This window comes from Pseudomonas sp. F01002, from assembly GCF_004402115.1.
Taxonomy (GTDB): domain Bacteria; phylum Pseudomonadota; class Gammaproteobacteria; order Pseudomonadales; family Pseudomonadaceae; genus Aquipseudomonas; species Aquipseudomonas frigoris.
Genome location: NZ_SOPU01000014.1, coordinates 191,383 through 212,514, shown reverse-complemented (window position 1 = coordinate 212,514; position 21,132 = coordinate 191,383). Strand labels below are relative to the sequence as shown.

Below are 21,132 nucleotides of genomic sequence, written 5' to 3'. Positions count from 1 at the left end.
CGCAATTGAATATTCCATACCTGCTAACGACAACTCAAAACAAATAAAACCCTTCCTGCCACCCAACTTTTTCCATTATGGAACTGCTGTCCACAAACGCTTATTTCCTGACTCGGCAGACATATATAGCAAACGCGACCAACGGTATCTTAAGTGGTATTATGCCGCCCATTAGTTGACGTCAATTAATGGCAGAGTGACTCCAGACAGAGACCCGTCATCCACGATGCCCGGTCTTCCCGCAGCGAACATCCATTGGCTCCATCCGCTATGTACGCCAGCCTCAAGTCGATCACCCTAAAGCCACCCTCCCGAAAAAACGCGCGCCTGGTCACGCTTGTGTTGTGTACCTGCTCGGCGCTTGGCTGCCTGCTGATTTATAGCCAGTCCACTCCCCTGCCGCTGAGTCTGCTGGTACTCAATATTGCGGCATTGACCTGCGTCGGGGTGCAGTACTGTCTTTCGCGCAAGTCGATAAAGTTTCAACCCCAGGAGTTGGCTGACCGGTTGTTGGAGGTACAGGAAAACGAACGGCGCCGGCTCAGTCGGGAACTGCATGACGATATCGGCCAATTGCTGACCGCGGCAAAACTTCAAAGCGACTGGCTCAAACGCCGAATGCCCGAAGAACTTCAGGGCCAGTGTTCGGTGCTCTGCGATACGCTGGAAGAAACCCTGGCCAAAGTGCGAGACGTATCGGCCATTCTCAATCCGAGGCAGCTGACCAGTCTCGGGCTGGAAGCCAGTCTGCGGGCGCATTTACTCAAGACGCTGGCCAACACGCCGGTGCACTGGAGCCTGGAATGCCATCAGCGTTTGGCCGGTATACCGGAGGAAATGACGCTGGCCGCCTTTCGAATCACCCAGGAAGCGGTGACCAATATATTGCGCCATGCCGAAGCGAAAAATCTGTTGGTCCGCCTGCAACGTCAGCCTCAGGGCCTGACACTATTGATCAGTGACGATGGCCTGGGATTCGCGCCAGCGACCGATCCAGGTCGTGAGGGGCAACGTGGAATGGCAGGGATGTCGGAACGGATCAATCAGCTGGGCGGCACACTGAGCGTGACCAGCGAGCCGGGCAAAGGCACTCAAATCGAAGCACTCTTCCCCTGGGCGCCTCGTGCACTCGAACGGGCTAGTACGAATAAGGTTATGCGTTGACTTGTAACTTACTTCTGGTGGATGACCACTCGCTTATCAGGGCAGGCGTGCGCGCTCTGGTGCTGGATATTCCCGGCTACGCGGTAATCGGTGAGGCCAATGACGGCTCGCAGCTGCTCGAGATAGTCGAACAGTTGTCCCCGGACATCGTCCTGCTGGATATTTCCATGAAGGAAACCAGTGGCCTTGACGCATTGCAGCGACTCAAGCGAGTACGCCCGCAGAGCAAGGTGCTGATCCTGTCGATGCACACCGATCCAGCACTCATCATGCAGGCACTGGAATCCGGTGCACATGGCTACCTGCTCAAGGACACCACGGCTACCGAGCTCGAACATGCCCTGGATGCCTTGCGTAACAACGAACGCTACCTGAGCCCGGCCATCGCCCACACCGTCATCAACCAGGCGCTAACCCGAACTCAGAAAAACCAGCCGGAACCTGCCGACTCGCACAACCTGACAGCGCGTCAGCTGGAAATCCTTCGGCTGATCGTTCGCGGAAAATCCACCCGGGAGATCGCCAATGGCCTGGGCCTCAGCATCAAGACCGTGGAAACCCACCGCTCGCAGATCATGAAGCGCTTGCAGATCTACGATGTGGCGGGCCTGGTGCTGTTCGCCGTTCGCGAGCAGATCATCAGCCTGGATGATTGATCAACTGCGATGACCCCAGCAGCGGCGAGTTTTCAGGTAAATGCACGCGCAGTGCCGCAGGACGTATCGAGAAACGCAAATTGTCACCTTCCAGAGGTTCGCCATCGAGGTTGATGTAGAGGCCTTCCGAGACCTTGATTTCGACCCATGGCAACCTGACTCGCACAAACATGTTGTCGATGCCGAAGCCATCGGCGAGCAGGGTTTTCAAGGTGCCGACGACTTCCTGCGGCGCAGGCAGAATACTGATGTCCAGCAGACCGTCGTCAACCAGCGCTTCTGGACACAACACATTTCCACCGCCGGCCTGTCGGCCATTGCCGATGCCCAATGCCAACAGCTCGCCACTCCACTGGAAATCAGGCCCCTGCAACTCGCCATAGGCTGCATGCAACTCACTGAAGCGCGATAAACCGGTGAACAGGTAAGCCGCGCCCCCGAGGACTTTTTTCAAGTCCTCCGAGGTGTTTGCCGTGACCTGACTGCCAAAACCGCCCGTGGCCATATTCAGGAACACCTGCCCGCCGACCTCCCCCAGATCAATGGCGCTCGGCGCAGCGTCGAGAAGTTCCAGCGCCTGCGCGGGCTCCAGAGGCACGCCAGCGGCACGCGCAAAATCATTGGCGGTCCCCAACGGCATCAGTACCAGGCTGGCCTCAGTCGAATGCGCAGCCATGGCTTCGGCAATATCGCGCAAGGTACCGTCACCGCCACCGGCGATGATCTGCATGTAGCCTGCCGCCAGCGCTTCATCTACCAGGCGCTGTGCGTCGCCCGCTTCCCAGGTCACTCGAACGGCCAGCTCCCAACCCTGTTTGCGCTTGTCCGCAACGGCAGACCGAACCTCCTCGTTGAGCGCTTGCTTGCCATGCAGAATCAACAGCGCCTTGCGTTCGCTCATTAGTTGTTACTCCCATGATTGAATTCCGTATGGGAGATGTTGACCTCATCTCGCCCCATAAAAGTCGCAAGAATTTGAATTATTTGAAGTCGAGCCCTATGGCGTCCTACAAGGCGGGATTTTTTCTTACAAGACGTGAGGAATCGGCTCAATTGACCGACCCATGCGATTGGTACACCTTGGCGCCTGCGGTTATCAAACATCAGCAGGAACTACACAGGGACGTGCCATGCAAAGCCATGAGATCAGGTCACCGGTCATTCCGGTCGTACCGCTCGCAGAAAAACGCGTCAATCATCAAGCTGAATTAAAAATCAGCGCAAAACCCACTGGAGAAGTTGATATGGAACCTCGCGTCGTTGAATTGGAGACACACCTCAAATACATCCGACGAGACATGGATGAAGTCCGTGGTGACGTCAAATCCATCAAACACAGGCTTGCCTATTCGGCTGGCGGAACAACCGTGGTCATCGGGCTTCTGGCCTGGATCGCCAATAGCCGTTTTGACCAGGTCGTGACACTCCTGGCTCATTAAGGGTTAGCCATGAACGCAAAACCCGGTTCGACCAACCGGGTTTGCGGCAAGAGTCAGCTCAGGACTTCACTCAGCGGGATAAAGCTTACGCAGTCACCTTCGATCAACGTGCGGTCCTCCAGCACCTCAACCAGACCATCAGCCCAGGCGGCGCTACGCAGTACACCCGAACTCTGATTCCTGTAGATGATTGCCCGGCCATTCTCCAGACGTCCACGCAAGTACTCGCGCCGATTACCTGCTTTTGGCCATGCAAACCCTGCAGGCACCTGAAACTTCAGGGGTTCAACCTCTTTTACACCCTGTCGGCGCAAGAGATAGGGCCTTGCCAACAAAGCAAAGGTCACCAGCGTTGAAGCCGGATTGCCAGGCAAACCAATCACAGGTACGCCGCGAAAATGTCCGAATGTCAGCGGTTTGCCAGGTTTGATGGCGAGTTTCCACAACGTCAACTCGCCCTCTTCCCGCAAGGCAATGCCCAGAAAGTCAGCCTCTCCCACCGAGACACCACCGGTCGAAAGGATCAGATCGACATCTTTCAATTCACCAAGGCGAGTGCGGGTGGTCGCTAAATCATCCGGAAGAATTCCGGCATCGATCACCTCACATCCCAGGCGCTGCAACCAACTGCACAGCAACACTCGATTGCTGTTGTAGATCTGTCCCGGCCCCAGAGCCTGACCCGGTTCAATCAGTTCATCCCCGGTGGACAGAACAGCAACGCGAACCTTGCGAATCACGTCCAGCTCTGCGCATCCCAGCGATGCAGCCAAGCCCTGTTCGATCGGCCCGAGGCGCGTGCCGGCTGACAGAATCAATTCACCAACAGTAGCTTCCTGGCCTTGAGGACGAATGTTTTGTCCTGGGGCCATGGTTTCGGTGAAACGTACTCGCTCGTCCGCCTGAACCTCGGTGTTTTCCTGCATCTCGACGCAATCTGCACCAGCGGGCACTGGTGCACCGGTGAAGATTCGTGCACAGGTGCCAGGCCTCAACGGCTCCGGAGCCTGACCGGCAAAAATCTTCTGGCTGACCTCCAGTGGCTCTCCAGTCCAGTCGGCCACGCGCAAGGCATAGCCGTCCATGGCACTGTTGGGCCAAGGTGGCAGATCAAGCGTCGAGACCAGGTCATCGGCCAGCACCCGGCCCTGAACCTGCGCCAATGGCAAGCGTTCACGCTCACGAATCGGTGAGGCTTCGGCCATTGCCAGCAAGCGTGCCAGTGCCACCTCGACAGCCATCAGACTGCCAGTCTTGCCTGGCTTACCCGCGGGATTCACAGGGTGCCGCCTGTTTGAGATGAGCCACGAAATTGCACGGACGGTGACGCGAATCCAGCTGCTCGGCAAGAATGCCATCCCAACCGGTGCGCACGGCATTGGTCGAACCCGGCAAGCAGCAGACCAGCGTGCTATTGGCCAGGCCGGCCAGAGCACGGGACTGAACAGTAGAGGTGCCGATATCCGCTACCGATATCTGCCTGAACAGCTCACCAAAACCGTCGACCTGTTTATCCAGCAGGCAACTCACCGCTTCCGGAGTGCTGTCGCGTCCAGTGAAACCGGTACCGCCAGTGATCAGCACCACCTGCACGACATCGTCGGCAATCCAGTTGGCGACTTGCGCGCGAATTTTGTAGAGATCATCTTTGAGCAGAACCCGGGCCGCCAGGTTATGACCGGCAGCGCTCAACCGGTCGACGAAGACCTGGCCTGAGGTATCGGTTTCCAGGGTACGGGTATCGCTGACCGTCAGCACCGCGATGTTGAGCGGTGCGAAAGGTACATCAGCCTTGGCTTTCATAGGCTCATCCAGTTGTAGGAGAAACAGCCCGGTGTTATATCACAGCGCTTCATTTTTTCGCCGCCCCCATGGAGACCTGCCATGACCTCGAATACACATTTGCCGCCCTGTTCCATTCTGCTCCTGGCAGGTGGTCGTGGCCAACGCATGGGCGGTCAGGACAAAGGACTGCTGGAATGGCAAGGTGAGCCACTGATTGCCCACTTGCACCGCAAGACCCGTTCATTGAGCGATGACCTGATCATCTCCTGCAACAGAAACCTGGAAAAGTACGCGCCCTACGCCGACCAGCTGGTTCATGACGATGAAGGCGACTTTCCTGGCCCCCTGGCCGGTATTCGCGCAGGCCTGAAGGCCGCCCGCCATGCGCATCTGCTGGTGCTGCCGTGTGATGTACCGCGCATCGATGCCGCGCTGCTCAATAGCATGCGCGACGCCGCCAGCCGGCACCCGGATCAACCGCTGATGCTGCGCCATGGCGAACATTGGGAACCTCTGCTGTGCATAATCCCCGTAGCACTCTCGGCGGATTTCGACAGTGCCTGGAACGACGGCGAACGCAGCCCGGGTCGTCTCATGCGCAAACTGGGCGCTAATGCCCTGCAATGCCCCGACAATGACCCACGCCTGGCCAACCTCAACACACCAGAACTGTTGAGTGTCCACTACACTGTGTCAGACTGACAGGAGAAGGAACTTGCGCGTGCTGTACACGTCTCAAGCTCCGTAACCAAAAGAATTCATATTCGGAGACACACTCATGACTCAACGGCCCCTCGCCACTTTCATGCTCGCACTGGGCCTCGCTACCCTCGCCGGTTGCGCATCGCCTACAGTGATCACCTTGAATGACGGTCGAGAAATCCAGGCTGTCGACGCGCCAAAGTTCGATAAAGATTCGGGTTTCTACGAATTCGAACAACTGGATGGCAAGCAGACCCGCATAAACAAGGATCAGGTTCGTACCGTTAAAGAGCTGTAATTTTTGCGGTGATAACCGGATATGGAAAAGCCCGCTTTATGCGGGCTTTTTCGTGGCTGAAGATCAGCAGACTCACTGAACTTCGTGATCACCACTGCAGGGTGATGGTGCTTTCGAATGCTCTTTCCTGGCCGGTGACCGGGTCCAAAAACCGTAATCCCTGAGCGAGCAGTTTCAAAGGATTGGCATAGTCATCCTCAACATCCTTGAGTACGTGCGGATAAAACGGGTCGTTGCAGATGCTGGCGCCCAAGGCTGTCATGTGCACCCGTAACTGATGCTTCTTGCCCGTCACCGGGTAAAGCGCATAACGCCAGAGATCACCGTTCTTCTCCCTGACTTCGACAGCCGTTTCGGTATTGCTGACGCCCGGACCTTCCTGCATGCGGAAGAAAGGCTCGCCATCGATGAGGCGACTCTTATGGACCAATGGAAAAGAGCGTTCAGGCAACGCTCGGGCAATTGCCTCGTAGCGCTTTTCGATCTGCCGCGTAGGAAACAACGACTGATAGGCAGAACGGCTCTGAGGGTTGGCGGAAAACAGCACCAGCCCCGCTGTGTGCCGGTCAATGCGATGCAAAGGCACCAGATGCGGGTTATCGAGTCGACGGATAAGCCGTCGCAACAGGGTCTGCTCCACGTATTCACCCGCGGGAGTCACTGGCAGAAAATGTGGCTTGTCCGCCACGACCAGATGCTCATCCGCGTACAGAATCGACTCGACCACCGGGATCGGCTTTTCGTCCGGCACCTCACGGAAATAATGAATCCGCAAGCCTTCCTTGTAAGGCAGATCAAGGGCGATCGGCATGCCGTGACCGTCGAGGACACGACCGCGAGCGATTCTGTCCAGCCATTGTTCACGACCGATGGCGCTGAAGTGTTCGCACAGACAATCGAGCACGGTCTGCCACGGACCAGGCGGCAAGTAGAGCGTGCTGGCCTGGTTGTGTGCAGCAGAAAAAGATGAAGTGGACATACGAAAGTTCTAACCCTCAATACAGGGCGGCATTATCCAACAGCGGCCGGAACGAACCTAGAAGAGAATCCTCAAGCCGGTATCTGCGCGCGCGCTGCCGCTTCGGTGAACTCCTTGAGCCAGCGCAGCACATCGACTGCCTCCCAGCGACCAGGGTCATAAAGCGCATACAACAAACCCTGATAGCCCACGACATCCAGCTGCCGGTGATAGCCCGCACGCTGGAACAAGGCTTCGATTTCGGCGAAACAGGTATTGAAATGCAGTTTATTGAAGGGGGTTTTTCCTTCTGTCACCAGGCCATCCAGACGCAATTCGAGGACAGCCTCGCGCACCACGTCCGCTGACATCCGGTTCACGCTGTTCTTCAATTGTTCGACATTGACCACAATTCATCCCTCTCACGCCCGGACCGCCTGCCCAAACCCGAAAACCAGGGGTGCAAGGCAGGCATCACGAATAACTGTATACGCATACAGTATCCGATCAGTGCCGGTAAAGCCAAGGGGGTCCATCGCAAAGTTCGACAGGCGGAACATCGCCATCCGCGACAACGGCTTAACGCAGGAACGCCACTACCTGATCGGCACTGAACGGCCAGCCCAGCTCCGCGCCAGTATCGACCCGCCGTAATACCGGAATACGCAGACTGTAAGCTTCGAACCATGTTTCATCGTCCGCGATATCCACCAGTTCCACCAGCAGACCGCGCTCGACAAATTCCATCAGCATGGCTTCTGCCACTTCACAGAGATGACACCCAAGGGTGCCGAACAGCTGACATTCAGGAAGCATGAGCGCTCTACCGAAAAAATTAAGTCATCATTCTAGGCCCGCCCCGAAAAGCCGTCGAGCCATTGAATGCTCTACCCTTGAGCCATAACGGCAACGGGTCGCGGCAATACGCTGACGCACATCAGTCGCCTTCCATATCCTTTGCGCGATGCTCACGGATTATTTGCCTCTACGCTTGAATTGCCAGCGTCCATCACCGGAGTTTTTTGTGTTCGCTAACCTGTTGATCATCCTCGCCTCCTCCCTGGTGGTGATTGCACTGTTCCAGCGCCTGCGATTGCCACCGGTGCTGGGCTACTTGTGCGTGGGGCTGATCGTCGGGCCAACTGCATTCAACTGGGTGAATGAAAGCGAAGAGTTGCCGGACCTCGCCGAGTTGGGCGTGGTGTTTCTGCTGTTCTCCCTCGGGCTGGAGTTTTCCCTGTCGAAAATGCTCGTGTTGCGCCGAGTGGTGTTTGGCCTTGGCAGTCTGCAAGTGCTGTGCTCCGGGATGCTGCTAGGTGGTTTGCTGATGCTGCTCGGCATGCCGATCACGCTTGCGCTGTTACTCGGCGCCGGCCTGTCACTGTCTTCCACGGCCATTGTCAGTAAAGAGCTGAGCAGTCTCGGCGAGATTTTCAGCAGCCACGGTCAGAATGTCATTGCCGTGTTGCTGTTCCAGGATGTCGTGGCGGTATTGCTGCTGACCCTGGTGCCGGTGTTCGCTGGCAGCAGCGACCAGGCCTGGTATTGGGCGCTGCCACTGACGCTGGGTAAAACCGTCGTGTTGTTCGTCGGTCTGCTGCTGGCCAGTCGCTGGTTGCTGCCGCGGCTGTTCCATGAAGTGGCGGCTGCCCGTTCCCCGGAACTGTTCGTGCTACTGGCGCTGGTGATTGTTCTGCTGACGGCGTGGCTGACTCACCTGCTCGGTCTCTCGCCTGCCCTGGGTGCGTTTCTCGCTGGCATGCTGCTGGGGGAAAGCCACTACCGGCATCAGATCGAGGCCGACATCCGCCCGTTTCGCGACATCCTGCTCGGGTTGTTCTTCGTCAGTATCGGCATGCTGATCGACTTGCAGTTGTTCGCCAACCACGGCCTGCTGATTCTCGGCCTGACCCTGGGGTTGTTGGTGCTCAAGGGCAGCGTCGTTTCGCTGCTGGTCAAATGGCGCGGCAGCGATGGCGAAACCGCCTGGCGCAGCGGCCTGGCATTGGCTCAGGGCGGCGAGTTCTGCTTTGCGCTGATGGCACAGATGCAGCAGAACAAACTGATGCCCGCGGATTTTGGCGGCCTGCTGCTGGCGGCGACCTTTTGTTCGATGCTCGTCACGCCGTTGTTGCTGCGCGCCGCGCCCCACGTCGCCACGCGCCTGCACCGCAAGCCCAATGAAGAAGCGAAACTCGAGGAAATCAGCGCACTCAACGCCGACTTGCATAACCATGTAGTGATCTGTGGCTATGGTCGTGTAGGTCAGTCAATCGGACGCGCACTACGCAATGCGCAGCAACCCTATATCGCACTGGATACTGATCCGGTGCGTGTCCACGAAGCCGCCGTTGGTGAAACCTGTGTGCATTATGGCGACTCACGCCGCGGTGAACTGCTGGTCGCGATAGGGCTGGAGCGCGCCAGGCTGCTGGTGATCGCCGTGGATCAGACCGACATCGCTTTGCTGATCCTCAAGGAAGCGCGGCGACTCAACGCGACAGTGCCTATTCTGGTGCGCACACGCGACGACAGCCAGCTGGCCGAGTTGAAGGCAGCCGGCGCCAGCGAAGTCGTGCCCGAACTGCTGGAGTCGAGCCTGATGCTCGCCTCCCACGCGCTGATCATGCTGGGATTACCCGCGCATCAGGTACAGGAGCGGGCCGACCAGATTCGGCACGACCGCTATCGTCTGCTGCACGGTTTCTATCCTGGCGCTGACGACGAAGAGAACTAGTCCTGGCTCACAGCGCCAATCTTGTGCACCGACAAGTCAGCGCCGTAATACTCTTCTTCCTGACTCAGGCGCAAGCCATGGAACGCCTTGATCGCGCCATACACGGCAAAGCCACCAGCCAGCGCCACAACCACCCCCAACGCAGTGCCGATCAACTGGCTGATCAGACTTACGCCGCCCAGCCCACCCAACGCGCTTTGGCCGAAAATGCCGCAGGCGATTCCGCCCCAGACGCCACACAAACCATGCAACGGCCAAACCCCCAGCACATCGTCGATGCGCCATTTGACTTGAGCCGCAGTGAAGCACCAGACAAACAATGCGCCGGCGATGACGCCAGTGATCAGCGCACCCACCGGGTGCATCAGATCGGAACCGGCGCAGATCGCCACCAGCCCGGCCAGCGGGCCGTTATGCAGAAAGCCCGGGTCATTTCGCCCGACGATCAGCGCCGCCACGGTACCGCCGACCATGGCCATCAGCGAGTTCACCGCCACCAGTCCGCTGACACCTTGCAGGGTTTGCGCGCTCATCACGTTGAAACCGAACCAGCCAACGATCAGGATCCACGACCCCAGCGCCAAAAAGGGAATGCTCGAGGGCGCGAACGCCACCAGTCGCCCTTCGCGATAACGACCATTGCGCGGCCCGAGCAACAACACCGCCGCCAGAGCCAGCCAACCACCCATGGCGTGGACCACCACCGAGCCGGCGAAATCATGGAAGCTGGCGCCAAAGTGCTCCAGCAACCAGGCTTGCAGGCCAAAGTTGCCGTTCCAGATCATGCCCTCGAAGAACGGATAGATGAACGCCACGATCAGTGCCGTCGCGCACAACTGCGGGACAAACCGGGCACGCTCGGCGATGCCGCCGGAAATGATTGCGGGTATCGCAGCAGCAAACGTCAGCAGGAAGAAAAACTTCACCAGCCCATAGCCATGATCAGCATTGATCACCGCCGCCGGTTGCATGAAGGTCACCCCATAGGAAATCCAATAGCCTATAAAGAAGTAGGCCAAGGTCGAAATGGCGAAGTCGCTGAGGATCTTCGACAAGGCATTGACCTGGTTCTTTTGTCGAACCGTGCCGACTTCAAGAAAGGCGAAACCGGCGTGCATCGCCAGCACCATGACCGCGCCGATCAGAATGAACAATGTATTTGAGCTATGGACCAGACTGTCCACAGCGCTTTGCAGATTTTCCATGGGGTTGGCAGACCTGAAGGCTAAAAAAGCACCAAAGCAGTTCGCGCAGACAATTCATGCACCAAGTTGCACCTTGCCGGGATCGGCAGATTGATCCCGATGAGCCACTTTGGCGCACAAGGTTGGAACCTTTGCGCGAGTTTTCATTATTTGAGATAAGGTTTTGCTCGAATCCTGCCCAGCAACAGCGCAACGGCGCAGGCAGACGCACCACGACGTAGCAAAAGTTGTACCAGTCATTTGTACTGAACCTTCGCGCAAGGCTCATACTCGAACGCTTCAGAAGCCACTTACGGAGATCCACCCATGGCCAGTATCAAGGCAAAGACTGCTCAAGAAATCCTGATGAACGATTTTCAGACGCTGGTCAGCGACACCGAACGCTTGCTGGAACACACCGCAACGTTGGCCGGCGATCAGGCTGATGAGTTGCGCGAGCAAATCCACGACAGTCTGCTGCGTGCGCGCGAAACCTTGAAATTGACCGAAGACTCCCTGCGCGAACGCAGCAAAGCCGCCGTTACCGCCACCGAAGATTATGTCCAGGCCAACCCATGGCAATCGGTCGGGATCGCGGCCGGCGTGGGTTTCCTGCTTGGCTTGCTGGCCACTCGGCGCTGATATGGCGATCGGCGAATCCGGCTCGTCCGCGACGGGCCCAAGCTCCTCACCGCGGCGCCTGGGTGCCGCGTTTCTTGGACTGCTGCACAGCCATGTCGAACTGTTCGGCATCGAATTGCAGGAACAAAAAGCCCGCACGGTAAGCCTGTTGCTATTCGCAGGCCTGGCGCTGGTTTTTGCCTTGCTGTTGCTGGTGGGGTTGTCGACGCTGGTGTTGATCCTGTTTTGGGACACCTACCGTCTGGCGGCAATCATCGGGCTCTGTGTTTTCTACACACTTGCGGCCACTTTCTGTGCGATGCGCTTGAGAGCGGCGATTTTCGATGAATCGTCGCCCTTCCACGGCACCCTGGAAGAGTTGGCCAACGATCGGGAGCGTCTGCTGCCATGAGCCTGCCAGAACTGCCTCACAACAGCTCGCGCACCGAAATGCGCAAGGCGCTGATCCGCCTGCGCATGGAAATGCATCGCCAGGAAATCCGCCACGAATCCGCGCAACTGCTGCAACCCTTGCAGCGTGTGCGCGGGATGACGCAAAACCTGCAAGATGGCTTCGACATCAAGCACGCTCCACTCTGGGGCGTGGCAGCCGTCACTTTGCTGGGCTTTCTGACGGGTAAGGGCGCCAAGAGCGGTGGCGTCAGCAGCCTCACTCGACTGGTACGTCTGGGCGCCACGCTGGGGCCATTGATCAAGCTGGTCATGCAAGGCTCTTCGCGTAACCACTAAGGCCGTTATCTGGCTGCATTCTTGCAACATCGGGATTGAACCTCTTTATCGAGGGGTTCAATCCTGCGTGCCTGACCGGTGAACAGGTTTTATCCAATAACAAGACCAGACCAAGGAGGCCTCGTGATCGACGGGCAACCGCTCGCCTGTTTTCAGCCATTCATCGATACCGCCACCGGCCGTATCGCTGGTGTCGAGGCACTGGGAAGATTGCTGCAGGCCGACGGTCAACTGACCTCGGTGGGGCCGCTGTTCGCCGACCCGCGAACGCCCGCCATCGCGCTGCGTCGTCTGGATCGCCAGATCCGCGATAACGCGCTAAGCCGCCTGCATGAAGCGCCCTCGGACTGGTTTCTGAGCCTGAACATATCGCCACGCTGGATCAACCGCTTGCGGCAGGACCAGGCTCTACCGAGCCTCGAGCAATTGAGCAGGCACAACGTCGATCCACAACGCATTGTCTTCGAGATCACCGAACTGGGAGGCGATATTCAGCGCCTGACCGAAGTCGTGGCACACTACCGACAGGCCGGCGCGAGGATCGCCATCGATGATTTCGGTGCCGGATACTCTCAGCTTGATCGCGTACTCGCGCTGCAACCGGACATTCTCAAACTCGACATGCGCTTGTTCCAGGCCGCTGCGTTAGGTGGACCGAGCAGCGACGTGGTCAAGGCTCTGGCGCAAATGGCGGAGAAAACCGGTTGCTGGATCATCGCCGAAGGGGTGGAAACCGAAGCTCAACTGAGTTTTGCCCTGGAGTGCGGTTCGCGCTACGTTCAGGGTTTTCTGTTCGCCCGGGCGCAAGCCGGTTTCTTTGCCTCGGACGCCTTTGTCGAGCGCTTCGCGCAACTGCGTCAGCGCTATGTTCAGCAGAAGCTGGATGAGCGCGGTCGCCTGATGATCATGCGCCAGCAACTCAGCGAGCTGATGACCATCCTGCAAGCATGGGCTCAGGCCCGCGCGCCGCTCAGTGCCTTGCCACAACTGGATGCATTTCCCTGGCTGCTGCGCTTCTACCAATGCGACCGCCACGGCACGCAACTGACGCCCAACCTTGAATGGCGCAACAACGGCTGGGAGGCCGACAATCGCTACCTGGGCCACAATTGGTCATGGCGTCCCTACTTCTATCACCTGCTGGCAGAGGGTTGGGATGAGCGCAGGCTGACGCTTTCCAACACTTACCGCGATGCCACCAGTAACCAGTACTGCCTCACCGCCGGGCAATTTTTCGACAACGGCAAGCGACTGCTGCTCATCGATATCGACGCCGTCGGGCTGTAGTTCCGCTTGCAGGTCCGGACGCGAACCCGGAAGCTTAAGCAATCAGTCACCTGACGGAGAGAACCAGCCTTGGATTGGCAAACACTGCTTACCCGCGAACGCCTCGGAAAGCCTCTGCACAGCCCGGAAGAACTCGGTCGCAGCCCTTTCCATAAAGACCACGACCGGATCATTTTCTCGGGCGCGTTTCGCCGCCTCGGGCGTAAGACCCAGGTCCATCCGGTCACCAGCAACGATCATATCCACACGCGCCTGACCCACTCGCTGGAAGTCAGCTGCGTCGGGCGTTCGCTGGGCATGCGCGTCGGCGAAACCATCCGCAGCGCCCTGCCTGACTGGTGCGAGCCCAGCGACCTGGGCATGGTGGTGCAATCGGCTTGCCTGGCCCATGACATCGGCAATCCGCCCTTCGGCCATTCCGGCGAAGACGCGATTCGCCACTGGTTCCAGCAAGCCGCCGGCCGTGGCTGGCTGGATGCAATGAGCGAAGTCGAACGCAATGACTTCCTCAATTTCGAAGGCAATGCCCAAGGCTTTCGGGTACTCACCCAGCTGGAATATCACCAGTTCGACGGCGGCACCCGGCTGACCTACGCCACGCTGGGTACTTATCTGAAGTATCCATGGACGGCAAAACACGCGGATTCACTGGGCTACAAGAAACACAAGTTCGGCTGCTATCAGAGCGAATTGCCGCTTCTGGAACAAATCGCCCATAAACTCGGCCTGCCGCAACTCGAGGAACAGCGTTGGGCGCGCCATCCGCTGGTGTATCTGATGGAGGCTGCCGATGACATCTGCTACGCGCTGATCGATCTGGAAGACGGTCTGGAAATGGAGTTGCTGGAGTACGCCGAAGTCGAGTCCCTGTTGCTGGACCTTGTGGGTGACGATCTGCCGGAAACCTATCGCCAGCTTGGTCCACTGGATTCGCGCCGGCGCAAACTGGCGATCCTGCGAGGCAAAGCCATTGAACACCTGACCAACGCCGCAGCACGGGCCTTTGTCGAGCAACAGGACGCGTTGCTGGCAGGCACGCTGCCCGGCGATCTGGTGGAGCACATGCACGGCCCTGCCAAGCGTTGCGTCTTGAATGCCAAGGACATGGCGCGGAAAAAAATCTTCCAGGACAAGCGCAAGACCCTGCATGAAATCGGCGCCTACACCACCCTGGAAATCCTGCTCAACGCCTTCTGCGGTGCGGCACTGGAACAGCATAACGGTCGAACGCCGTCTTTCAAGAGTCGCCGAGTCCTCGACCTGTTGGGTAACAATGCGCCCGATCCTCACGGCTCATTGCACGCCTCGTTTCTACGGATGATTGACTTCATCGCCGGCATGACCGACAGCTATGCAAGCGAAATGGCGCTGGAGATGACCGGTCGTTCGAGCCGCTGATGAGACCCGGGTGATCAGCCATTACACCGCCTGCAATGGTTGATTTGCCTCTCAAACCCCACCAAGTGCACTCAACGTTCGCCGAATCCCCCTACAACATGTGCTGAGCTAACTGATCGATTATTCGGTAACGTCGCGAAATAATCTCGCTTCCTTCAGTTCGACAGAAGAAGCGTGAATAATCCTATGTTCAAAGACGATCTGCGCATCTTGCTGGTGGAAGATCATCCCTTCCAACTCCGGGCGACTCAATACCTGCTTGAGAGTTACGGTTTCACCCAACTGACCACCACCGACAGCGCCGATGGCGCCTTGCAACAAATGCTCAAGGCTGTGCAACCGTTTGATATTCTTTTGTGCGATCAATGTCTGCCCGACCTCTGCGGGCTTGATCTGGTCGAATTCGCCAGCCACCGGGGGATGATTAGACAGGCAATACTGTTAAGTAGTCTGACATCCGCCGAACTGGATAAACTTGAAAAAAAGGCCAACGAACACGGACTGCCATTATTAGGGTACTTGATCAAACCGCTGAAACAATCCGAATTTAGAAACCTATTGACCTTAACCTCATTGTAAAAACCCATACCAAACGCACTAAAAAATCAGCCTGAATACAACTCACAACTTACAATTAAATACTTCAAAACTCTCGACTAACCATCAACACTCTTCACCCTTCCTCATAAAAAACCTAGTTGATACGTAGTCCCATTCTTCTTCAGCTGTAGGATTATTCCTATATTGCCGCTGCAGGTCCGTCAGCTCATGCGTCGCCTCAACTATCTGAGCTAAGGTGCGCGCTTTATTAGAGCTCGTATGGGATTTGATTATGAACTCCGTTTTTATTGTCGACGATCACCCGGTCATCCGCCTTGCCGTCAGAATGTTGCTTGAACATGAAGGTTACAAAGTCGTCGGCGAAACTGATAATGGGGTCGACGCCATGCAGATGGTTCGCGAATGCATGCCTGACCTCGTCATTCTCGACATCAGCATTCCCAAGCTGGATGGGCTGGAAGTTCTCGCCCGTTTCAACGCAATGAGTACCCGCCTGAAAACATTGGTATTAACAGCACAGTGCCCGACACTTTTCGGTATTCGTTGCATGCAATCCGGCGCATCAGGATATGTGTGTAAACAGGAAGCGGTCATTTTCAAGAAAAATTAATTTTTTTCAGGAATATTGAATCGTAAACACCCAGCATCGAGCCTACCCACAGTCCTTTTGGCGGAACTCCGTTTACCGGTTTGCGCGTTGGATGGCTCGTTGGCTATCGCTGCATAGCAGGTCGAAAGCTGACCACTACGACGGACTGCTTTCGGCCCAGGCTGTGTAAAAACGCAGACACTGTTTTGAAGTCTGCGTCGCTACGTAAAATCTGCCAATGGTTGGTGTATCAGCGGACCTGAAATTTGCGTAGAAACGCGATTTTCGTTCTGGTTCTGACTGTCAAACCTGCTCTAAACCGTTTTTATACAGCCTTGGTCGCAAGAGGTCGTGCAGCTGAGTGAAACCAAACTAGACCTAAGCAAGTCTACCGATAACCAATAAAACTTCGCTCAGTTGGCCACTCTCAACCAGTCAACATCCTGCTACCCTTTCCTCTTCATGGAGGAAACACCATGCCAAATTCAGATTTGCTCCCCCCCTGCTGTTCAAACTCAATGAAAATCAACTTGCCCTCGAAGCCGCCATCATGGAGATTTCGAACTGGGTCGAACAGCGCGGCTCGGCTGAGGTTGCCGACAACGTGCGCGGCGCCCTAGAAGCCATCGACAAAAATGAAGAGTTCATCAAGATGACGCTCGCAGTGATGATGACTCCGGAGTGACTGAAATCGGCCGATTCGGTTGAAAAAGTCCGCAATGGTTTACGCATCAGAAAAGTACGTGTCCGAGATTGAAATCTTTACTTTTGGCAGAGGCTTCCGGACTCGGATTTCACGTAGCCGCGTGCAAAAAAGGCGTTTTCACCAGTCAATGATCAGGCCGTTTGGGCAGACCGACTTTTTCAACAGAATCGGCCATTAGCTGCCTATCGACTTCGCCCAAGAAATTACAGACGTTCCACCTGTTGCTGCGTAAAGCAACATCGTAGGTGGCTCGGAATTTTGAGCTATAGGGCAACGATACGGCCATTTCCTTTATTCCATGAACGGACCTACAAAGTAATCATACGGAGGTCTTCTCATGCCAATTACATGTAGGAAAATGAGGTCTAAAATACTTGCGTAAGGGGCAGTGGCCTCCTATACCTTTCCATGCGCTAACTCACATACTGGGGAAGTCATGGACAGGTCAAGATTTGTTGCGGAAGCGAAATCAGCCTCACGTACTAATGCCCTATTTAAGGCGATGTCGACCGACTATCTGCTGCGCGAGCAATTCGCCACCGACCCTGCGCAAGTATTAATCAACTATGTCCAGGGAGCGTACCCAACCCAGGCCTCCACCGATACAACAAACCAACTAATCTTCGCGGTTTTGTCATGCTCGCCATTGCGCCGTTGGATGGATGCAGTCGGGCGCAGGGAAGACCACGCACAGTTGAGTCGGCATTCGTTCGCTGTGGAGTTCGCGAAAGCCGCCGCCGCGTCAGGCGACTATCTGGTAACTCTGGCGCTAATCCGCAGCGCGAGCGACAAGGAAGGCGAGTTTATGGCTCGGTTGGATTTACTGCGATGGATCACCGGCGCGATGGGTGCGGGAACGACGGGCTTCAGCGTCGAAATGTCGTCGGGTGACACTGTGAATCGCTCTAGCAGTACGGAGATGATCCCAGACTTTCAGCAGCATGCCGAACTAGTAAGAGACTCTCTTCGCAACGTCGAGCACCTGAGTGATGGTGCTCGACTAGGTCGCGGATCATCATTGCTACCTCCCTATCGTCCGGACAGCCTCGGCGTTCGCCAAACTTGGCTTTGCCAGGCATCACTGAGCCCTTCGCCCATCCAAATGTAAGCATCGTCAATGCCCAGGGTTCTCACCCGGACATAGCCTTTGGACGCTAGGAACGCGTGGATCTCCTCGCGCGCTGCTGAGTTGTTGTGCTCAACCGTCAGCGTCCGGAAGTGATATGCGTCGAACGGAAAGCTCCGCAGGACAGTCAGGAGGAACTGGGACGGAGCCATACCCTAGGGCATGCACGCTAAGGAAAAGAACCGGTCGGCTTGGCCCGCTATACTCCGAAAAGTCGACAACATGATGGGCCGTCAGGAATGAGCCGAATTCATCAATGTTGAACGCCGTACCGAACCCATAGATGCGTCCCGCAGTGTCTTGACGAAACACGGGTACGATGGCGTTCCTCAGGCCAAAAGGATCCTGAATTCTGAAGGCGTGAAAGGGTCTCCCAGGTTATTGTGGCTAATGACTAGGTCAAATTGATACATTCCAACCTTAATGTCCGACGCCAGGATTCCGACGCCAAAGCGCAGAACATTGATATCTGAAGAAAGTCCTACGTCATCAATAACGTCTTGGCCATCGCCTAGTTTAAAAAGATAAGTATCGGAGCCGCTACCTCCGCTCAGATAGTCCGTTCCTGCGCCGCCTTCGAGCAGATCGTCTCCCGTTTCGCCGTAGAGGGCGTCGTCCCCCTCACCACCGGCGAGAATGTCATCACCAGCCATGCCATGTAACGAATCATTACCGGCTCCGCCGTTCAGCGTGTTTACTCCTGCATCCCCCCAGATGGCATCATCACCATCGGTAGTTCGCTGAACTATCTCTTTTACCTTGTCGATACTCCAGAAGCTACCATCAGTGAATACAATCTGATCGACTGCGTAACCATGATTAGCAACAGTGTCTTCGTCAAAATAGCTTTGGATGGTAACCGAATCTGATGTGCCTTTAATTTCCAGAATCAGATCATAGTAATTACGGCGTGCGACAATATCGGCTTCGGTTATACCGGCGCCAAAAAACAGTTTATCTAATTTGGTGTCGCTGCCATTCTGGTCCGCGTTGAAGATAGTGTCGCGGCCATCGCCCCTATCGAACTCATAGGTATCCGCCCCATCACCGCCCGCAAGATAATCATTACCCGTGCCTCCGTTAAGCAGATCATCACCGCCCCCCCCATAGATCCGGTCCTGCCCTCCTAACCCGAAAAGATAGTCTCCTTCGGCCGTACCATTCAATAAGTCATTTCCGAATGTCGGACTAATAGTCGAAACACCAAAACCTAAAACTGCTGATTGCATCCCTTCTACGACTGTAGGGGCAGACGCATGAAACGCAGAGATTATGTCATTACCTATCAATTCATTGCTTTTGAATGACCGCCCCAACTCAACAATCAGTGACCTTGTACTATCAGGATCAAATAAAAACTCACCTTCCAACCGCGCTACAAGTGCTGACACATCCCACCGACCACCATCCGCACCGACCCCATATTGAATCAAACTAACGTACGGCAACAGGTGCGTCTGAAACATTAATTTGTCATATATCACTTGACTAAAGTTATCAAAGAGCTGAAGTAGTATTGCTGCGGCAGGTCCATGAGGATTCGGATCTTTTTCCCCCCAGCACCAAGTACCTAAATAATCCTCCCCCAAAAACGTTTCGAGTGCTGCCAGTTTTCTAGCATCACCGATCACATTTCCGTAAATTTTGGTGGCAGCCCTGCTTAGCGGATCAACATCTTCAACTCCAGCCCATTTGTAAATAATGTTTAGGAGGAGCTTTTCTCGTTCCGCAGGATCGCTTTCCTCTAAGAAGCTTACAATCAACCCTTCAAGCTCTCCCGACTCGTCACGCATAATCGTTTGCTGCAAGCTATGCACATTTCCAATCCCATTAATCTCGGGAAGACTTGAAACGTGCGAAGAAATTGCGATGGCTGAAACATCAATCGTTTTAGCCTTGTTAACCGCAAACCATACATCCTCGACTGCATGCACCTCTCCAGAAGTGCTAGTGTAGCTCCCAATTTGCCGATGCTCATTTCCAACAGCATCAACAAAAGAACTATCAACATAATTTAGATTTACGGATAAAACTCCGGCATCCTTCAGCGCATACAATTCTCCAGTTTGTACAACACCATCACTATTCAGATCTTTCCAGACCCTCAACAAGTCAAAATTCTGATCAGACTCGTTTACCGCTCCGCTGCCGTCACTGTCAAATTCCGACAATGCCAAAACCCATTCGCCGCAAGCTGTTCATCCAACAATACCGAGCTATTGCCAAATAATTCGTTTCCAGTATCAATTGCACCATCATTATTTTTATCCCAAACTAATATCCCATCATCTGGCGCCGCCCAACCCGACAACTCAGAAAACCCATTACCATCGTGATCAAAATGAATCCCTACATCCATCCCGACAGTCTCAACGCCGTCGCCATCTAGATCAAGAACGAGGGGACTTCGAGCATCTTCAGCTTGATGATATTCCTGCTGAAGGTTATCCGTAGTCCAGCCAAGTCCCCTAAAAAAATCACGCATGACCACGTTAGTAAATTGCTGATAAGGATTATAAATTCCGCCCCCGGCCCCCCCGGTAACGGGACCATCTCCTACACCAAGCTTATCCAGCACACCTAGCGCCCATGTTGTACAATTCGAAGTATTAGGTAAAACAGGGCCCAACAGATAATCTGGGGGATTAACAGTATCTGCACCTATTATATTCATCAGCGAGGTATACTGATCACCTGTTAATTGGAGCGTATCTCCGGCCACGCTATATTCATGAGTGGGGTTTTCTACCGTACCCGTTTGATCAACTTTTCCTTTCCCATAAATTCCTCCATCAGCTGGAACAAAACCATACTCATAAGACCGCCCATTGCTATCAGTAATGTACAGAAATGTATGAGGTATATAATCAATTCCGCCGATGTCGATTCGTACCTGCACTGTAGGATTCATTTAATAACCTCCAATGTCAAATTAGGTTTTGCAGAGCTGAAAAATCCAGAGTCAATTCTTTTTTTATCAAAATAAAACGCAACGTTCGCTGTAGCTCCAGGGTGTGATGAGCAATAACTCAAGATATCCGCAATTAATAGCTGCGCGAACTCTAGATTTGAAACTCGGTAGAAATTTATGTTATAGCCATCACTCCCTCCGCGATCCAGCATCACCTCTGAGTCGAGACAATTTTCAAAGCTACTACAAACCCCACTATC

Annotated in this window: 22 protein-coding genes and 2 pseudogenes; 15 read left to right on the top strand and 9 right to left on the bottom strand. The window is 55.3% G+C overall.

The genetic code is table 11. The features are described from left to right. Positions 1 to 270: 270 nt before the first annotated feature. Both E3W21_RS09255 and E3W21_RS09250 read left to right on the top strand, forming a co-directional pair. The gene (locus E3W21_RS09255; RefSeq protein ID WP_134419206.1) at positions 271 to 1,164 is read left to right on the top strand and encodes a sensor histidine kinase; all 894 of its coding nucleotides are present in this window, start codon (positions 271 to 273) and stop codon (positions 1,162 to 1,164) included. Further along, positions 1,161 to 1,820, top strand: coding sequence for a response regulator transcription factor (locus E3W21_RS09250; protein WP_134419160.1), 660 nt, complete (start codon positions 1,161 to 1,163; stop codon positions 1,818 to 1,820). The genes E3W21_RS09255 and E3W21_RS09250 overlap by 4 nt, the downstream gene beginning before the upstream one ends. On the opposite strand, the gene yegS is transcribed toward E3W21_RS09250, so the two are convergent. Further along, complete coding sequence (gene yegS, locus E3W21_RS09245) at positions 1,804 to 2,721, bottom strand: lipid kinase YegS (protein ID WP_134419159.1); 918 nt, start codon at positions 2,719 to 2,721, stop codon at positions 1,804 to 1,806. The two genes, E3W21_RS09250 and yegS, sit on opposite strands and share 17 nt — an antisense overlap. Before the next feature lie 229 nt (positions 2,722 to 2,950). Here yegS and E3W21_RS09240 point away from each other — a divergent pair, with 229 nt between their 5' ends. Next, positions 2,951 to 3,259, top strand: a complete 309-nt coding sequence (locus E3W21_RS09240) for a hypothetical protein (RefSeq protein ID WP_129437304.1) — start codon at positions 2,951 to 2,953, stop codon at positions 3,257 to 3,259. Between the two features lie 53 nt (positions 3,260 to 3,312). On the opposite strand, the gene glp is transcribed toward E3W21_RS09240, so the two are convergent. After that, on the bottom strand, positions 3,313 to 4,539 hold the full coding sequence (gene glp / locus E3W21_RS09235) for a gephyrin-like molybdotransferase Glp (protein WP_134419158.1): 1,227 nt from the start codon (positions 4,537 to 4,539) through the stop codon (positions 3,313 to 3,315). After that, on the bottom strand, positions 4,523 to 5,062 hold the full coding sequence (gene moaB, locus E3W21_RS09230; RefSeq protein WP_129437308.1) for a molybdenum cofactor biosynthesis protein B: 540 nt from the start codon (positions 5,060 to 5,062) through the stop codon (positions 4,523 to 4,525). The genes glp and moaB overlap by 17 nt, the downstream gene beginning before the upstream one ends. A gap of 81 nt (positions 5,063 to 5,143) precedes the next feature. Between moaB and mobA the strand changes: the two genes are divergently transcribed. Next, a complete protein-coding gene (mobA, locus tag E3W21_RS09225; protein ID WP_134419157.1) occupies positions 5,144 to 5,746 on the top strand; it encodes a molybdenum cofactor guanylyltransferase MobA in 603 nt (200 codons plus the stop codon). 76 nt (positions 5,747 to 5,822) lie between these two features. Further along, positions 5,823 to 6,044: a YgdI/YgdR family lipoprotein gene (locus E3W21_RS09220; RefSeq protein WP_129437312.1), complete on the top strand. Its 222-nt coding sequence runs from the start codon at positions 5,823 to 5,825 to the stop codon at positions 6,042 to 6,044. Between the two features lie 88 nt (positions 6,045 to 6,132). On the opposite strand, the gene E3W21_RS09215 is transcribed toward E3W21_RS09220, so the two are convergent. From E3W21_RS09215 to E3W21_RS09205, 3 genes are all read right to left on the bottom strand, one after another. Next, positions 6,133 to 7,023, bottom strand: coding sequence for a pseudouridine synthase (locus E3W21_RS09215; protein ID WP_134419156.1), 891 nt, complete (start codon positions 7,021 to 7,023; stop codon positions 6,133 to 6,135). A 71-nt stretch (positions 7,024 to 7,094) separates the two neighbouring features. Next, positions 7,095 to 7,412 carry a hypothetical protein gene (locus tag E3W21_RS09210; RefSeq protein WP_046049178.1) on the bottom strand — a complete coding sequence of 106 codons (318 nt, stop codon included), beginning with the start codon at positions 7,410 to 7,412 and terminating at the stop codon, positions 7,095 to 7,097. 169 nt (positions 7,413 to 7,581) lie between these two features. Further along, entirely contained in the window at positions 7,582 to 7,818 is a 237-nt protein-coding gene (locus tag E3W21_RS09205; RefSeq protein WP_111452360.1) for a glutaredoxin family protein, read from the bottom strand. A 208-nt stretch (positions 7,819 to 8,026) separates the two neighbouring features. Here E3W21_RS09205 and E3W21_RS09200 point away from each other — a divergent pair, with 208 nt between their 5' ends. Then, the gene (locus tag E3W21_RS09200; RefSeq protein WP_134419155.1) at positions 8,027 to 9,739 is read left to right on the top strand and encodes a monovalent cation:proton antiporter-2 (CPA2) family protein; all 1,713 of its coding nucleotides are present in this window, start codon (positions 8,027 to 8,029) and stop codon (positions 9,737 to 9,739) included. Here E3W21_RS09200 and E3W21_RS09195 read toward each other — a convergent pair. Beyond that, a complete protein-coding gene (locus E3W21_RS09195; protein WP_134419154.1) occupies positions 9,736 to 10,944 on the bottom strand; it encodes an ammonium transporter in 1,209 nt (402 codons plus the stop codon). The genes E3W21_RS09200 and E3W21_RS09195 overlap by 4 nt on opposite strands. A gap of 306 nt (positions 10,945 to 11,250) precedes the next feature. Between E3W21_RS09195 and E3W21_RS09190 the strand changes: the two genes are divergently transcribed. The 9 genes and pseudogenes from E3W21_RS09190 to E3W21_RS09150 all read left to right on the top strand — a co-directional run bounded on the left by E3W21_RS09190 (position 11,251) and on the right by E3W21_RS09150 (position 17,943). After that, positions 11,251 to 11,565 (top strand): YqjD family protein, encoded by a 315-nt coding sequence (locus tag E3W21_RS09190; RefSeq protein WP_046049174.1) that lies wholly within the window; start codon positions 11,251 to 11,253, stop codon positions 11,563 to 11,565. A gap of 1 nt (position 11,566) precedes the next feature. Then, positions 11,567 to 11,956: a phage holin family protein gene (locus E3W21_RS09185; RefSeq protein WP_134419153.1), complete on the top strand. Its 390-nt coding sequence runs from the start codon at positions 11,567 to 11,569 to the stop codon at positions 11,954 to 11,956. Next, entirely contained in the window at positions 11,953 to 12,294 is a 342-nt protein-coding gene (locus E3W21_RS09180; protein WP_134419152.1) for a hypothetical protein, read from the top strand. The genes E3W21_RS09185 and E3W21_RS09180 overlap by 4 nt, the downstream gene beginning before the upstream one ends. A 123-nt stretch (positions 12,295 to 12,417) precedes the next feature. Further along, entirely contained in the window at positions 12,418 to 13,581 is a 1,164-nt protein-coding gene (locus E3W21_RS09175) for an EAL domain-containing protein (protein WP_134419151.1), read from the top strand. A 69-nt stretch (positions 13,582 to 13,650) separates the two neighbouring features. After that, entirely contained in the window at positions 13,651 to 14,979 is a 1,329-nt protein-coding gene (locus tag E3W21_RS09170; RefSeq protein ID WP_134419150.1) for a deoxyguanosinetriphosphate triphosphohydrolase, read from the top strand. 186 nt (positions 14,980 to 15,165) lie between these two features. After that, positions 15,166 to 15,558: a response regulator gene (locus tag E3W21_RS09165; protein ID WP_129437324.1), complete on the top strand. Its 393-nt coding sequence runs from the start codon at positions 15,166 to 15,168 to the stop codon at positions 15,556 to 15,558. A gap of 253 nt (positions 15,559 to 15,811) precedes the next feature. Then, positions 15,812 to 16,126 (top strand): annotated as a pseudogene (locus E3W21_RS09160) (response regulator transcription factor); the annotation flags it as partial. A gap of 479 nt (positions 16,127 to 16,605) precedes the next feature. Then, a pseudogene (locus E3W21_RS09155) lies at positions 16,606 to 16,814 on the top strand (hypothetical protein). Between the two features lie 457 nt (positions 16,815 to 17,271). Then, positions 17,272 to 17,943 carry a hypothetical protein gene (locus E3W21_RS09150; RefSeq protein WP_134419148.1) on the top strand — a complete coding sequence of 224 codons (672 nt, stop codon included), beginning with the start codon at positions 17,272 to 17,274 and terminating at the stop codon, positions 17,941 to 17,943. Between the two features lie 347 nt (positions 17,944 to 18,290). On the opposite strand, the gene E3W21_RS09145 is transcribed toward E3W21_RS09150, so the two are convergent. Next, a complete protein-coding gene (locus E3W21_RS09145; protein ID WP_134419147.1) occupies positions 18,291 to 20,138 on the bottom strand; it encodes a calcium-binding protein in 1,848 nt (615 codons plus the stop codon). After that, on the bottom strand, positions 20,096 to 20,872 hold the full coding sequence (locus tag E3W21_RS09140; protein WP_134419146.1) for a hypothetical protein: 777 nt from the start codon (positions 20,870 to 20,872) through the stop codon (positions 20,096 to 20,098). The genes E3W21_RS09145 and E3W21_RS09140 overlap by 43 nt, the downstream gene beginning before the upstream one ends. Positions 20,873 to 21,132 lie beyond the last annotated feature (260 nt).